16 protein-coding genes and 1 tRNA gene are annotated in these 14,579 nt (G+C 67.5%); 7 read left to right on the top strand and 10 right to left on the bottom strand.

Annotated elements, in window-relative coordinates; all coding sequences use genetic code 11:
* Positions 1–24 precede the first annotated feature (24 nt).
* Both leuS and MO1_RS13455 read right to left on the bottom strand, forming a co-directional pair.
* Positions 25–2,604: a leucine--tRNA ligase gene (gene leuS / locus MO1_RS13460; protein WP_082724426.1), complete on the bottom strand. Its 2,580-nt coding sequence runs from the start codon at positions 2,602–2,604 to the stop codon at positions 25–27.
* Between the two features lie 68 nt (positions 2,605–2,672).
* Positions 2,673–3,962, bottom strand: a complete 1,290-nt coding sequence (locus MO1_RS13455) for an anthranilate synthase component I family protein (protein ID WP_060916294.1) — start codon at positions 3,960–3,962, stop codon at positions 2,673–2,675.
* A 33-nt stretch (positions 3,963–3,995) separates the two neighbouring features.
* On the opposite strand from MO1_RS13455, the gene MO1_RS13450 reads away from it, so the two are divergent.
* From MO1_RS13450 to MO1_RS13430, 5 genes are all read left to right on the top strand, one after another.
* On the top strand, positions 3,996–4,673 hold the full coding sequence (locus MO1_RS13450; protein ID WP_036308751.1) for a DedA family protein: 678 nt from the start codon (positions 3,996–3,998) through the stop codon (positions 4,671–4,673).
* A 4-nt stretch (positions 4,674–4,677) separates the two neighbouring features.
* Positions 4,678–5,724 carry an App1 family protein phosphatidate phosphatase gene (locus MO1_RS13445; protein WP_036308749.1) on the top strand — a complete coding sequence of 349 codons (1,047 nt, stop codon included), beginning with the start codon at positions 4,678–4,680 and terminating at the stop codon, positions 5,722–5,724.
* A gap of 10 nt (positions 5,725–5,734) precedes the next feature.
* Positions 5,735–6,442, top strand: a complete 708-nt coding sequence (locus tag MO1_RS13440; RefSeq protein ID WP_060916293.1) for an SOS response-associated peptidase — start codon at positions 5,735–5,737, stop codon at positions 6,440–6,442.
* A 10-nt stretch (positions 6,443–6,452) separates the two neighbouring features.
* Positions 6,453–7,310 (top strand): hypothetical protein, encoded by an 858-nt coding sequence (locus MO1_RS13435; RefSeq protein WP_060916292.1) that lies wholly within the window; start codon positions 6,453–6,455, stop codon positions 7,308–7,310.
* A 72-nt stretch (positions 7,311–7,382) separates the two neighbouring features.
* Positions 7,383–7,565: a hypothetical protein gene (locus MO1_RS13430; protein WP_060916291.1), complete on the top strand. Its 183-nt coding sequence runs from the start codon at positions 7,383–7,385 to the stop codon at positions 7,563–7,565.
* Between the two features lie 74 nt (positions 7,566–7,639).
* Here MO1_RS13430 and MO1_RS13425 read toward each other — a convergent pair whose 3' ends face one another.
* Positions 7,640–7,864 carry a hypothetical protein gene (locus MO1_RS13425; protein WP_126963212.1) on the bottom strand — a complete coding sequence of 75 codons (225 nt, stop codon included), beginning with the start codon at positions 7,862–7,864 and terminating at the stop codon, positions 7,640–7,642.
* Between the two features lie 229 nt (positions 7,865–8,093).
* On the opposite strand from MO1_RS13425, the gene MO1_RS13420 reads away from it, so the two are divergent.
* Together MO1_RS13420 and MO1_RS13415 are read left to right on the top strand one after the other, a co-directional pair.
* Positions 8,094–8,690, top strand: a complete 597-nt coding sequence (locus MO1_RS13420; protein WP_161635812.1) for an ANTAR domain-containing protein — start codon at positions 8,094–8,096, stop codon at positions 8,688–8,690.
* A gap of 73 nt (positions 8,691–8,763) precedes the next feature.
* Positions 8,764–9,456, top strand: coding sequence for a GAF and ANTAR domain-containing protein (locus MO1_RS13415; RefSeq protein WP_235186023.1), 693 nt, complete (start codon positions 8,764–8,766; stop codon positions 9,454–9,456).
* 55 nt (positions 9,457–9,511) lie between these two features.
* Here the strand turns inward: MO1_RS13415 and MO1_RS13410 are convergent, their stop codons facing one another.
* The 7 genes from MO1_RS13410 to MO1_RS13380 all read right to left on the bottom strand — a co-directional run bounded on the left by MO1_RS13410 (position 9,512) and on the right by MO1_RS13380 (position 14,565).
* Positions 9,512–10,657, bottom strand: a complete 1,146-nt coding sequence (locus MO1_RS13410; protein ID WP_060916289.1) for a low temperature requirement protein A — start codon at positions 10,655–10,657, stop codon at positions 9,512–9,514.
* 147 nt (positions 10,658–10,804) lie between these two features.
* Positions 10,805–10,880, bottom strand: a tRNA-Ala gene (locus tag MO1_RS13405).
* 72 nt (positions 10,881–10,952) lie between these two features.
* On the bottom strand, positions 10,953–11,330 hold the full coding sequence (gene rsfS, locus MO1_RS13400) for a ribosome silencing factor (protein ID WP_036308739.1): 378 nt from the start codon (positions 11,328–11,330) through the stop codon (positions 10,953–10,955).
* Entirely contained in the window at positions 11,330–12,433 is a 1,104-nt protein-coding gene (locus tag MO1_RS13395) for a hypothetical protein (RefSeq protein ID WP_060916288.1), read from the bottom strand. The genes rsfS and MO1_RS13395 overlap by 1 nt, the downstream gene beginning before the upstream one ends.
* Entirely contained in the window at positions 12,430–13,026 is a 597-nt protein-coding gene (nadD, locus tag MO1_RS13390; RefSeq protein ID WP_036308737.1) for a nicotinate-nucleotide adenylyltransferase, read from the bottom strand. Before nadD ends, MO1_RS13395 begins: the two co-directional genes overlap by 4 nt.
* Positions 13,027–13,036: 10 nt before the next feature.
* A complete protein-coding gene (locus MO1_RS13385) occupies positions 13,037–13,261 on the bottom strand; it encodes a hypothetical protein (protein ID WP_060916287.1) in 225 nt (74 codons plus the stop codon).
* A gap of 44 nt (positions 13,262–13,305) precedes the next feature.
* A complete protein-coding gene (locus tag MO1_RS13380; RefSeq protein WP_036308735.1) occupies positions 13,306–14,565 on the bottom strand; it encodes a glutamate-5-semialdehyde dehydrogenase in 1,260 nt (419 codons plus the stop codon).
* Positions 14,566–14,579 lie beyond the last annotated feature (14 nt).

Genomic DNA, 14,579 nt, shown 5'->3' with positions numbered 1-14,579 from the left:
GGCGGGTGCGAGCCCGCCACACCCTTAGGCGACGGTGAAGCTGACGACCTTCGGCGCGCGCACGACGGCGCGCGTGATCTCCTTGTCGCCGATCGCCCGGCGCACCTTCTCGTCGGCCCGCGCGAGCTTCTCGAGTTCGTCGCCCGAGATCTTCGCGGGGACGGTGAGCGTGCCGCGCACCTTGCCGTTGACCTGGACGACGGCGGTCACCGACTCCTCGACGAGGAGGGTCGGGTCGGCCTGACGCCACGGCGTGACGCCGACGAACGGCTCGTACCCGAGGATCTCCCACATCTCCTCCGCGGTGTGCGGGGCGAAGAGGTCCAGGATCATCGCGACGGCCTCGGCAGCCTCGCGGACGGCGGGGTCGGCAGCACCGGCACCCGAGTCGATCGCCTTGCGCGTGGCGTTCACGAGCTCCATGAGGCGCGCGACGACGACGTTGAACTTCGACTGCTCGACGAGGCCCACGACATCCGCCCAGAGACGGTGAGTGACGCGGCGGAGCGAGGTGTCCCCCTCCGCCCAGACCACGTCCCTCGGGCTCGCGACATCGGTGGCGACACGCAGTGCGCGAGAGAGGAACTTCTGGGCACCCGTCGTCGAGACGTCCTCCCAGTTGATGTCGTCCTCAACCGGTCCGGCGAACGCGATCGCGACACGCACGGCGTCCGCTCCCGGGTCGTCCATGCTCGATGCGAACTCGACGAGGTTGCCCTTCGACTTCGACATCTTCGACCCGTCGAGCAGGACCATGCCCTGGTTGATCAGGCTCGTGAACGGCTCGGTGAAGTCGACGAGACCCATGTCGAAGAGGACCTTCGTGATGAACCGCGCGTACAGCAGATGCAGGATCGCGTGCTCGACGCCGCCGATGTACGAGTCGACCGGCGCCCACTTGGATGCCTCGGCCGTCGGGAACGGCTCCGTCGCCCCCTTCGGGGCCAAGAAGCGCAGGAAGTACCAGGAGCTGTCCACGAACGTGTCCATGGTGTCCGCGTCGCGGAGCGCGGGCTCCCCCGTCTCGGGATCGACCGTCGACATCCACTCCGCTGCCCCGCCCAGCGGCGAGGTGCCCTTCGGCTTCAGGTCGAGACCCTTCGCATCCGGGAGCACGACGGGAAGCTGGTCGTCGGGAACGGGGACGATGCGACCGTCCTCGGTGTGGATCATCGGGATCGGCGTGCCCCAGAAACGCTGACGCGAGATCAGCCAGTCGCGGAGGCGGTAGGTCTTCGCGGCGCGGCCGGTACCGGCGGCAGCGAGCTCCTCGATCGCGCGGGCGATCGCGTTGCGCTTGGACAGCCCGTTGAGCGAACTGGAGTTGATGAGTCGGCCGTCGCCCGTCAGAGCGGTGCCGGTGCGCGCCGGGTCGATGGACTCGATGTCCTCGCCGACCGGCACGCCGTCCTCATCGACCTCGATGACCGGGATCGCACCGGTGACGGGGGCCGTCGTGTCGACGACGACCTTCACGGGCAGGCCGAAGGCCCGGGCGAAGTCGAGGTCGCGCTGATCGTGCGCGGGAACGGCCATGACGGCGCCGTGTCCGTAGTCGGCGAGGACGTAGTCGGCAGCCCAGATCGGCAGACGTTCGCCGTTGATCGGGTTGATCGCGAAGCGGTCGAGGAACACACCCGTCTTGGGGCGGTCGGCGGTCTGACGCTCTATCTCGCTCGTCTTCTGCACGGTGTCGAGGTAGCTCCGGAAGCGCGTCTGCACTTCGGTGGACGAACCTTCCGCGAGCTCGGCAGCGAGGTCGGAGTCGGGCGCGACGACCATAAACGTCGCGCCGTGCAGCGTGTCGGGCCGAGTCGAGAAGACACTGATCTTGTCGTCGCGGCCCTCGATCTCGAAGTCGATGTCGGCGCCGATGGAGCGGCCGATCCAGTTGCGCTGCATCTGCAGCACCTTGTGCGGCCAGAACCCTTCGAGCTGGTTCAGGTCGTCGAGCAGCCGGTCGGCGTACTCCGTGATCTTGAAGTACCACTGCGTCAGCTTCTTCTTGACGACCTCGAACCCGCACCGCTCGCAGTGACCGTCAACGACCTGCTCGTTGGCGAGGACGGTCTGATCGTTGGGGCACCAGTTCACGGCGCTCTGCTTGCGATACGCGAGTCCACGCTCGAACAGCCGCTGGAACAGCCACTGGTTCCAGCGGTAGTACTCGGGGTCGCTCGTGTGGAGCACGCGGCTCCAGTCGTAGGACGACCCGAAGGCACGGAAGCTGACCTTGTGCTGGTCGATGTTGTTGTAGGTCCACTCGCGCGGGTCCGAACCGGCGCCGCCCTTGATGGCGGCGTTCTCGGCGGGGAGACCGAACGAGTCCCAACCGATGGGGTTCAGCACGTTGTACCCGCGGTGACGCCAGAACCGCGCGACGGCGTCGACGTAGGCGTAGTTCTCCGCGTGACCCATGTGCAGGTCGCCGGACGGGTACGGGAACATCCCGAGGACGTACTTGCGCGGCCGGGTGTCGTCGCTGCCACCGGCCTTGAACGGGTCCGACTCCGCCCATCGCGCCTGCCACTTGTTCTGGATGGCGCGGGAATCGAAGCTCGCCTGCTCGGGAGCCGATGCGTCGGAGGAGGTGCTGGAGGACACGGTGAACCAATCGTGCAAAGTCGGGAGGGCGCGCGAAAGCGCCATTTCAGCCTAGCGGACCGGGGCTTTCACCAGCCCGGGGGCAGGTCCGCCCCCAGCGCGCGGAGGGGCGCTCGCGCCTTGATGCCGACTTCGGCGACCTCATCCGCCGCAACCGACCCCCACGTGATCCCCCCGCCGGCCCCGACGTACGCACCACCCGGATGCACGACGATCGAGCGGATCACCATGGCGAGGTCGAGCCCGCCGTCGACGCCGATCCACCCGAAGCATCCGGCGAAGACTCCGCGCGGCGCTCCTTCCAGTCGGTGCAGGATCTGCATGGCCGAGAGCTTGGGCGCCCCCGTCATGCTCCCGGCGGGAAACGAGGCATCCCACAGATCGCCCACGGTCGTCCGGGCGCGGAGTCGCCCGGCGACCGTGCTCACGAGCTGATGCACAGCGGGGTACGACTCGACCTCCAGCAGCCGTTCCGCAGCAACGGACCCCGGCTCGCACACGCGCTGCAGATCGTTGCGCATGAGGTCGACGATCATGACGTTCTCGGCCTGCTCCTTCTCACTCGCCCGCAGCTCGGCGGCCAGCGCCGCATCATCCACCGTGTCAGGAGACCGCGGCCGCGTGCCCTTGATCGGGCGGGTGCGGACGATCCCGCCGCTCACTGTGAGGAACTGCTCCGGCGACGCGCTGACGAGCGCCCACCCGCCGCTGCGGATGATCCCGCCGTGATGCGCGGGTGTCGCGGTCCGCAGCCGCAGGTAAGTATCGACGGGGTCGACGGATGCCGCGGTCTCGAAACGCGTCGTCAGGCACAGCTGGTAGGCACGCCCCTCGCGGATCTCGTCCCGGCACTCCTCGATGAGCGCCGCGTAGGCCGACGGGGCATGACGCGCCCGGACCTGAACAGCCGCGGGAGCATCGAGCGCCGGCACCGACCCCGCGAGCCGGGCCGTCTCGACAGCGACGACGAACGGTTTCACGTCCTCCGCCGAGCTGAAAGCGATCATCCGCCCCGCGGCGTGATCGAATCCCAGCATCCGATCGATCCGCAGCCAGACGTCCGCGGGACCGACGTCGTCTAATGCCGGGGCACCCGCGCGACGGGCTGCGGCGTCGTACCCCGACCAGCCGACCCACCCTCCCCGGAACGGTCCGTTCGCGCCGTCCGTGGCGCCGCCGGCGACGACGTCACGGGGCGGAGGCGACGGGCTGCCGGTACCCACCCAGCTCCATCCCTGCGACGCGTCCGGGCCGGCGTCGAGCCAGAACGCATCGGGGGCCGAGCCGAAAAGCGTCGTGAACGCCAGCGCGGGATCCACCCAACCTTGGAGAACGCGATGGTGGAGGTGGCTCGGCACCCCCTCAGGGTAGACGGCGGATAATCTGAGGTCGTGAACGAGATCCTCGACTGGCTGCTCGACACCGTCCAGGCGGTCGACCCGGTCGTGCGGACCTTGTTCGCCGGCCTCGCGATGATGCTCGAGACGAGCGTGCTCGTCGGCCTCGTCGTGCCGGGCGACACGATCGTGATCGTCGCGGGCACAGCCGTCGACGGCATCGCTCAGGGAGCGTGGCTCGTCCTCGCGGTCCTGGTGGGCTCCCTCCTCGGCGAGAGCATCGGCTTCGCGTTGGGTCGCTGGCTGGGTCCCCGCATCCGCTTCTCCAGGGTCGGCAGACTGGTCGGCGAACGGAACTGGGTGCGCGCCGAGGTGTACCTCCGTCGCCGCGGCGGCCCCGCCATCTTCTTGTCGCGGTTCCTCCCGGTCCTCCACTCTCTCGTGCCGCTCACGGTCGGAATGAGCGGGTTCGCGTACCGACGTTTTCTCGCGTGGACGGTCCCGGCGTGCACCGTCTGGTCGGTGGCGTACGTCTCCGTCGCCGCTGCCGCGGCGGAGGGGTATCGGGATCTCTCGGACAGCCTCCACTACGCCGGGTATCTCTTCGTCGGAGTGATCGCCGCGTTCCTTCTGCTCGTCTACATCGCCAAGCGCGTCATCAGCGCACGCGAAGCCCGCCACCTCGCGCTCGAAGAGACCGCGGGAACGCGAGCGGACGACGTGAAAGACTGAGCCGATGGCTTCCCCCTCCTCGCGCGACACGAAGGTGCTCTGGCTCGCCCGGCTCGAGTACCGGTTCCATGCCTGGCGCGAGAATCGCGCGCGCTCTCGCGGGCGCACGCCGACCGTCGCCGCCTTTCCCGGGTACGGCAGCACCCAGTGGGTCCGCGTCCTCGGCCGCGTGCTCATCCCGCCCAAGGCGAAGCGTCGTGAACGCGGCGACTACGCCGGCGTCCGCGGCTGGCGGAGCTTCGCCGCAGTGCCGATCGCCCACGCGAGGGTCACCGTCATCATCGATGGAGTCGCGCACACCGTGTCTGCGGATCGTGGCGGCGTGATCGACGCTGTTCTCCCCGCCACGCTGGCAGCCGGCTGGCAGACGGTCACCATGAGCGTCGAGGACTCTGAATCTGTGGAGGCCCGCGTCTTCATCGTCGGAGACGACGTCCGGTTCGGGGTCATCTCCGACGTGGATGACACGGTGATGGTCACGGCGCTCCCCCGCCCATTCGTGGCGGCCTGGAACTCCTTCGTCCTCAACGAGCACGCCCGGCAGCCCGTGCCTGGCATGGCCGTCCTCCTCGAACGGCTCGCGCGGGAGAACCCGGGCGCACCGATCCTCTATCTGTCGACCGGTGCGTGGAACGTCGCACCGACGCTCGTGCGTTTCCAGCGGCGTCACCTCTTCCCGCTGGGCGCGATGCTCCTCACCGACTGGGGTCCCACGCACGACCGATGGTTCCGCAGCGGCAAGGCCCACAAGCAGGAGAACCTCCGCCGGCTCGCCGAGGAGTTCCCCGACATCGACTGGCTCCTGATCGGCGACGACGGCCAGCACGACGACGAGATCTACACGCAGTTCACGATCCAGCATCCTGAGCAGGTCGCCGCGGTGGCGATTCGTCGGCTCACCCCCGCGGAGGCTGTCCTCGCCGGTGGACGCACCGCGGTCGACGACCACAGCGCCGCCGGGGTGCCCTGGGTGACGGGTGACGACGGCGCCGAGTTGCTCGAGCGCCTCACCGATGTCGACATCGTCCGCGATGTCCCCACCTCCTCCTAGGCTGACACCCATGTGTGGTCGCTTCGTCGTTGCCAACGTCGCCTCCGAGCTCGTCGGCGTTCTGCGCGTCGACGTCGAGAGCGACGACCTCCCCGCCCCCTCGTACAACATCGCGCCGACCTCCCGCGTCGGCATCGTGCTCGATTCCGCCAAGACCGACCCGCCGACGCGACGTTTGGAACCCGCGCGGTGGGGACTCGTCCCGTCGTGGGCGAAGGACGTGAAGGTGGGTGCGCGCGCGTTCAACGCCCGGTCCGAAGAACTCGAAGAGAAGCCGATGTTCCGGCAGGCCCTCATCAAGCGTCGGGCGATCGTGCCCGCGACCGGGTACTACGAGTGGCAGACGACCGACGAGGGCAAGACGCCGTACTTCATCCACCCCGCCGACGGTTCGCCGCTCCTGTTCGCCGGTCTCTACGAGTGGTGGAAGGATCCCGCGAAGGCCGAGGACGACCCGACGAAGTGGGTGTTGTCGTTCACGATCATCACGCGTGACGCGGTGGCTCCCCTGGGGTCCATCCATGACCGGATGCCGCTGTTCCTCGACGCCGACTTCGCGGACGCCTGGCTCGACACCGAGGTCGACAACGTCGGTGACCTGCTCGACGCCGCCGTCGACGCGGCCCCCGAGGTCGTCGCGGGGCTCACCGACCACGTCGTGTCGAGCGCCGTCGGCAACGTCCGCAACGACTCTCCCGACCTCATCCAGCCCGTCTGACACGTTTCGCATGACCACCCTCACGCGTGTCATCCTGGCGCGGTCCGACTGGACCGAGCGGATGCAGGCGCACGTCGAGCGCGCCGACGCCCTCACCGCCGGTCGGCGACACCGCGCGTCCCGCGGCGAGACGCATCCGGTCGACGACTTCCTCTACACGTACTACTCCTACAAGCCGTCGGTGCTCCGTCGTTGGCACCCCGGGCGCGACGTGGTCCTCGACGATGCCGCGGACGCCCCGCAGGCCGCCTGGCGCTGGTACCGGGCCGAAGGCGAAGGGGTGGCCGCCGACGCCGAGGCGTTCCTGACGGAGAAGGCTCCCCTCGTACGGGCGATTCGCGGCATCCTCGCGAGCACCCTCGGGCGCGCAGGATCGTACGGGTGCTTCGGCATGCACGAATGGGCGATGGTCTACCGGGATCGCGAGACGCGGCATCCCGTGCCTTTGAGGCTCGGTGCGAGCGCGACGGACGGCGTCGTCGAAGCGCACGACCTGCGCTGCACGCACATCGATGCGTTCCGCTTCTTCACTCCGGAAGCCGCTCCGCTCAATCGGTTCGCCCCTACCCGCGACACCCAGGCGCAGACAGAACAGCCTGGATGCCTGCACGCCGGCATGGACCTCTACAAGTGGGCGGTCAAGTTGGGGCCGCTCGTCCCGGGCGAGGTGCTCCTCGACGCATTCGAACTCGCGCGCGACATCCGAGAACTCGACATGCGGGCCTCTCCCTACGACTTGACGGAGTGGGGATACCCGCCGGTTCCCGTCGAAACGCCCGCGGGGAAGGCGGAGTACATCACCGCTCAACGCGCGTTCACCGATCGGGCCCAGCCCATCCGCGAACGCCTCCTGGCGGTCATCCGCTGAAGCGATGCGACGTCAAGGCCCTCGACGCGAGCCGACTCTCTAGCGAGACTCGAGTGCGTCGAAAGGATCACTGTGAGCGCAGACAGCACTTCGAACTCGCCCGACCTCGACCGTCTCGTCGGCGGAGAGCAGGAGGGCCTTCCGCCGGCGCCCGAAGGAGCACCTGACGACGTCGACGCGATGGCGCCCGACGAACGATTCCAGGCGCCCGGAGGTAGCTACCTCGAGATCGATGACGAGGCCACGGACGTGTGATGTGTGGAACGCGAGCGCTCCCGGGTCGTGACCGTCGGCATCCTCGTCACAGAGACGATGGCTCATGCGCAGAGTCACAGGATCGAGCGCCGCGCGGGAATCGTCTCAACGGACTGCTTCGCGGCGCGCCAGCGTTGGAAGCGGCCGAGCGGATTCGAGTCGTTATCAAATGCGATGAAGCCCCCCTCGACGCGGACGACGAAACCCACCGTCCGCGAGCCCTGCATGCAGACGTGCATTTGCGGCTCGGTCGTACTCCACACCAGCTTGTCCCCCTGGTGCCCAAAGTTCATCGTCATGACGTCCTCCCGCTCTCGCATGTCAGTGAACGCGAGCCGAGGTCCGGGGCAACGTGGTGTCACTGTATTGCCATCCCCGGGTCTGCACAAGGAATGACGATGCGCGGACATGCACACTCCCTATACTGAAACCAGCGTCCCTGGATCTAGGCCGCTTCTGACAGCCAGGTCCGGAGAATGCATGATCGGTTTCTCTACCGCAGACAGCGATCCCATCTGTGCCGTCTTCATGACGATGCTTCCGGTCCACCATGTGGGCGTATCGACGCTGGGCCCCCCCTTCGATGTCGAGACGATCTGTACGAGTGATTTCGCAGCGGCCGCGCTCGAGGAGATCCAGCTGGATTCCGGCGTCGGTCCGTGCTGGGTCGCACGGTCGTCCCGCGCGCCGGTGCTTCTTCACGATGTGCAGGAGGCGTCGGCGCTGGATTGGCCCATGCTCCGCGCTGTTGCCGGGAATCACGGTGTCCGGTCGCTGTACGCCTTCCCCATGACCGTCGGTGAGGTCGAGGTCGGAGTTGTCGACCTTTACGCCGATGACCTCGGCGCGCTGAAGCAGCGCGATGTCGCCCTTGCGTCGGCCATGGCGGATGCAGCCGCTCTCCGCATCTTCGAGCGGGTCCTGGCTGGCGAGGATGCCTCCGCAGGGTTCGGTGGGTCGTCCCGGCGGGTCGTGCACCAGGCAACAGGGATGGTCTGCGCCCAGCTGCGAGTGAATCCGGACGACGCTCTCGTGGTCATCCGTGCGCACGCGTTCGCCTCCGGCCGGTCCGTCGTCCAGATAGCGGAGTCGATCGTCGGTCGCGAGATCGACTTCACGGTGTGATCATCAGGTTGGTTCGGAAGAGGTTGCAGACATGAGCAGGGAAATGCGGGAGAAGCAACTCATCGAGACGTTCGTGGAGATCGCGGACACCATGGTGGGCGGGTACGACGTCGTAGACCTGCTGTATCGCCTCGTGTCGCGATGCTCGATCATCTTCGCGGCGGCGGACGCCGGTATCCTCCTGCGGATCGACGGACATCCGCTGGAAGTCGTCGCCTCGACGACAGAGCGAAGCCAGCTCATCAGTCTCCTGCAGCTCAGTGCGGATGAAGGTCCGTGCGTCGATGCCTATCGGTCCGGTGAGCCAGTGACGGTCGACGACATCGCGTCCATCCGCGAGCGTTGGCCGGACTTCGCCGCGAGGGCAGGCGCTCTGGGATACAACTGGATGCACGCGGTGCCGTTGCGTCTGCGTGATGAGGTGATCGGCTCGCTCAACCTCTTCGGGGACGGATCCGAGACCCTCAGCCCGGAAGACGTTCGAGCGGCGCGTGGTCTGGCCGACATCGCGACGATCGGAATCCTCCACGAGCAGGCGTTCAGAGAAGCTGATCTCGCGCGCGCTCAGTTGCAGCAGGCGCTGGACAGTCGTGTGGTGATCGAACAGGCGAAGGGCGTGCTCGCCCATACGCATAACATCGACATGGATGAAGCCTTCCAACGCCTTCGGGAGCAGGCGCGCCGGAGCCAACGGCGCCTCTCCGACGTCGCTCGCGACATCGTGGCGCACGCCGGCGACAGGACGCGTGACCTCAACGACCTGTGAGCAGGTGGAGTCACACGGCGCTCGCCGCCGTCGATGAACACCCGCCGACGATGCCTCAGACCTCGACGAGTGACTCCTGCTCGCGGTCTGTCGGCCCGTATGCGACGAGCACTGCCACGACCCCGGAGAGGACCACCGCCGTCAACGCCACGGGCACCGGAATGACCGGGTCGACGAGGACGAGCAAGGCCCCGGCCGCGACGACGACGTTGACCACGCGCGTCGCGCGCGGTCGGATCGCCAACACCCAGACGACGCCGATGAACACAGCGATCGGCACCGTGTAGGTGAAGGATGCCGCGGGTGAGCTCAACGCACTGTGCCCCATCAGCACATCGATTTCGACCTCGATTCCGGCCGAGAAGGCGCCGGCAGCGGCGAAGATGAAGAAGTGGCCGTAGCCGTAGATCAGCGGGCTACGCACGAGGTCGATCGCGAGGTGATGCGGCGGCCAGAAGTAGATCCACCACAGAGCCGCCGTGACGGCCAGGGTCAAGACGGCAATTCCGACGAGGGGCGCCAGCGCTTCCGCATCCTGCACCGCGTGGATGATCGCGTTCGCCGAGGCGAGGAGGCTCTCGCCGAGGAGGATCAGGGTGAACAGGCCGTACCTCTCCGTGATGTGGTGCGCGTTTCGCGGCGTCGCACCGCGGCTTTCGGCGACGACCGGTACCGCGAGTTCCGCCAGAAAGAGCGCGACGATGACAGTGCGGAAGATCTCGCCGGGAAGCAGGAGGGCCGCAACCCACAGAACCTGGACGCAAGCGATACCGACGGCGTAGACGAGCGTCGCGGGTCGAGCGGGGCCGGCACCGCGAGAAGCGCGGAGCCACTGTGCGACCATCGCGAGCCGCATCACGACGTACCCCGCAGTGACGATACGGAAATCGGACTCGGTGAAGGCGGAGTGAACCCCGGCTGCCAGAACCAGCACTCCGCTCATCTGGACGATGGTGAGCACCCGGTAGAGCCAGTCGTCCGTGTCGAATGCGGTAGCGAACCAGGTGAAGTTCATCCACGCCCACCAGATGCTGAAGAAGACGGCGGCGTAGCTGAGGACTCCGGACACGACAAGGCCATCGGTGAGCGCATGATGCAACTCGACCGCGGAGATGCTCACCGCAACGACGAAGACGAGGTCGAAGAACAGCTCCAGCGAGGAGGCCACCCTCCCCGGCTCGTGAGGATCCCGAGGCACCATAGGGACAAGATGCAAGGATGCCGGACGCCGCGGCGACGCCGTCACGAGAGGGTCGATCGTCGGCGGCCGTCGATGCGCATGCGCCGAGCGTACGCCATCTGCAACCCTGACTGCAGAAACACAAAAACCCCGGCGAACCGGGGTATTTGGTGGACCTGAGGGGACTCGAACCCCTGACCCCCTGCATGCCATGCAGGTGCGCTACCAGCTGCGCCACAGGCCCTTGATCGCCGCTCGCGGCAACTCATCCAGCTTACTACACACGGAGGAGTGCTCTGAACATGAGGCGACGACGTCAGTCCTGCGGAGTGGGCTCCGCGATCGTCACGGGGATGACCGGGCAGTCCTTCCAGAGGCGCTCGAGGCCGTAGAACACGCGCTCCTCCTCATGGAAGACGTGAACGACCACATCGCCGAAGTCGATGAGGACCCAGCGCGACTCGGAACGCCCCTCGCGGCGTAGCCGCTTCTGGCCCGCCTCGAGCATCTTGTCCTCGATCTCGTCGGCGATCGCGGCGACATTCCGCTCGCTGTTTCCCGTGACGAGGAGGAAGGCGTCGATCAGCGGCAGCGGACCGGACACGTCGAACGCGACGAGGTCTGTGCCACCCTTGCTGTCAGCGGCGGCCGCCGCCACCTGGACCAGTTCGTGCGTATGCTCTGCAGCAACCATTAGAAGACTCCGTTCACAACGGTGAGGATGAGCACCGTCGCGAGGGCCAGCCCGAGGGCACCGGCGCAGATCGCGAGGGTCATGATGAGACGGCTGCCTTTTTCGGGCGCCGGGGGGCGGATGATGTCATCCGCACTCTTAATCGTACTGATCGCCGACGATGCCGCGATCGGGGTGGGCGAGGATGCCGGGGGCAGCTCGCCGTCGATGAGACTCTCATCGACGTCCTTGCCGTCGGAACTGCCCGGCGTCGAGCCGGTCGAGCCGTAGCTGTCGGGCAGGGCGTAGCTGCCGGTGATGATGAGTTCTCCGGTGCCGAGGATCGGTACCGAAAGCGAACCTGTCTCAGGCGTCTGGGACAGGATGAGGGCGTTCGGGGCAGCCGAGGAACCGCTCCCCCCTCGTGTCAGCAGGTGATCGAACGACGACGGCAGGTCGATCGGCGCGGCACCGTCCTCGAGGAGCTGGGCCCCGAGTTCGGGCGCCACGACGCGTGCAGGCTCCTGCTCGGCGTCGGTGGCGACGCTCGGCGCCGCCACGTGGACCTCGTGAGCTGTCGCCGGCTCGTCAGACGCAGCGATGACGGGCTCTTCGACCTCGGGCTCGTCGACCTCATCCGGTTCGGCGTCCACATCGACGTCGAACTCGTCCGACGCTTCGGCGTCACTCTGCTCGTCGGCGTCGTCGACCTCGTCCTCGTCTGTGGGCTCCTCGTCGCCACCGCCGTGCGCGAACTCGACCGCTTCGGCATCCGTGCGAGACGCGTCCTCTGGAGCGGGCTCCGTCTCGACGACGTCCACCGTCCCGGTGCGGAGCTTGGCGAGATGACGAGCCTGACGCCGCGTGACGGGGTGGACATCGGGGTCGAGATCGGCGTCGTCGGCCAGCGCGATGGGCGACTGGTCGGATTCGATCGACTCGCTGTGGGGGGAGTCCACGGGCGCGTTTTCGACGATAGGGGCGTCGTCGACCACGTCCTGCGAGGCGTCGACGTCTGCCTGCGCCTCTTCCGACGTGATGATCGGCGTGGATGCCGTGTTGCGCAACTCACGCAGCTGACGCCGGGTCAGCGGCGGGGTGCTCGGCTGGTCGGGTGTGGTCATGCCTTGCTCCGATACAGGTGATGCTTCGCAATGTATTGGACGACGCCGTCAGGCACGAGGTACCAGACGGGATCGCCGCGGTTCACGCGAGCGCGGCAGTCGGTGGAGGAGATGGACAGGGCCGGGATCTCGAGGACACTGACGTCATCCGACGGCAGCCCGTCGACGCTGAGAGTGTGCCCCGGTCGGGATACCGCGACGAAGTGGGCGAGGTCCCACAGCTCCGCGACGTCACGCCATCCGAGGATCTGCGCGATGGCGTCGGCACCCGTGATGAAGAACAGTTGAGCGTCGGGGCGCTGAGCTTTGAGATCACGGAGCGTGTCGATCGTGTAGGTGGCACCAGTACGGTCTACGTCGACCCGGCTGACCGTGAACATCGGGTTGGATGCCGTCGCGATGACGGTCATCAGGTAGCGGTGCTCCGCGGAGGAGACGCCGGACTTCTGCCACGGCTGTCCAGTCGGCACGAACACGACCTCGTCGAGATCGAACGACTGCGCGACCTCGCTCGCCGCCACGAGGTGGCCGTGGTGGATCGGGTCGAACGTGCCGCCCATCACACCGATACGCGGTGCGCGCGTGGTTGCCATGGACACGGCCTCAGTGGTGGCCGTGGCCCGCCTGCTGCACAGGGTTGTTCGCGGCGTAGGCCTCAGCCTTGTGGGCGTGGCGGTTGGCCACGTTGCGGTAGGAGACGCTGACCAGACCGAGCATCATGAACAGCGCGAACGCCAGGATGCCGTAGCCGTAAGTCGTGGCCATGACGTTGCCGCCATGGTGCTCGGTCTCCGCTGCGGCGAGGACGATGGTCGTCGCGAGATTCATTCGGGCTCCGTTCGAGGGGTGTGGTGCAGGTTCAGTTTAGGCGGTCAGGCGCGGATCTGCCCGGCGCCCCGCGCCAGCCACTTGGTGGTCGTGAGCTCCGGAAGCCCCATGGGTCCACGCGCGTGCAGCTTCTGAGTGGAGATCCCCACTTCGGCACCGAAGCCGAACTCGCCGCCATCGGTGAAGCGGGTCGATGCGTTCACCATGACCACGGCAGCATCCACCTCCGCCAGGAAGCGCTCGGCGACGGCATCGTCCGCCGTGATGATCGACTCGGTGTGCTGGGTCGAGTACTCACGGATGTGCGCGAGCGCATCGTCGAGACCGTCGACGATGCGGACGGAGATGTCGAGGCTCATGTGCTCCGTAGCCCAGTCCTCCGCGGTGGCCGCGACGACGCCCGAGGCGAGTGCCGCGGTCGTCGCGTCGCCGTGCACCGTGACGCCCTGCGCCTGCAGGGCGGCGACGACCGGCGGAACCAAGCGGGCCGCGGCATCGCGGTGCACGAGAAGGGTCTCGACGGCGTTGCAGACGCTCGGCCGCTGCACCTTCGCGTTGACGACGATGTCCGTCGCCCACTCGAGAGGCGCAGACGCATCGAGCACAATGTGCACGACGCCCGCGCCCGTCTCGATCACCGGCACGGACGACTCCGTGACGACCGTCTCGATGAGCTGGGCACTGCCACGGGGCACGAGCACGTCGACGAGCCCTCGGGCACGCATGAGCGCCCGGGCGCCGTCGCGGCCGAAGTCGTCGACCGTCTGGATCGCCTCGGGATCGACTCCGGCGTCGGCGAGAGCGCCCCGCATGACGGAGATCAACGCTGCATTGGAGGATTGCGCAGCGCTGCCGCCTCGGAGCACGACGGCGTTCCCCGACCGCAGTGCGAGGGCGGCGATGTCGACAGTCACGTTCGGGCGAGCTTCATAGATGGAACCGATGACGCCGAACGGGACCGACACCTTCTGCAGGTGCAGACCGTTGTCGAGGACGCGATCGTCCAGCACCCGACCGACGGGATCAGGAAGTTCGGCGACGTCGCGCACCGCCGCCGCCAGGGACCGCACGCGCGCCTCATCCAGCGTGAGACGGTCGACGAGACCGGGAGTCAAACCGTCGGCTCGACCACGGGCGACATCCTCCGTGTTCGCCGCCACGATAACGGTCACGTTCGCGTCGATCGCGTCAGCGATGCCACGGAGGAGATCGGCCTTGGCGGCATCCGTCAGCAGTCCCAGCGACCGCGAGGCGGTCCGCGCCGAGCGCATGCGCTCCTGAGGCGTCGCAGCGGTGATCGTCATCCGCCAAGTCTAGA

Origin of the sequence: Microbacterium oleivorans NBRC 103075, assembly GCF_001552475.1 — a bacterium.
In the GTDB taxonomy this organism is placed as follows: domain Bacteria; phylum Actinomycetota; class Actinomycetes; order Actinomycetales; family Microbacteriaceae; genus Microbacterium; species Microbacterium oleivorans.
This window is presented reverse-complemented; position numbering and strand designations above follow the sequence as displayed.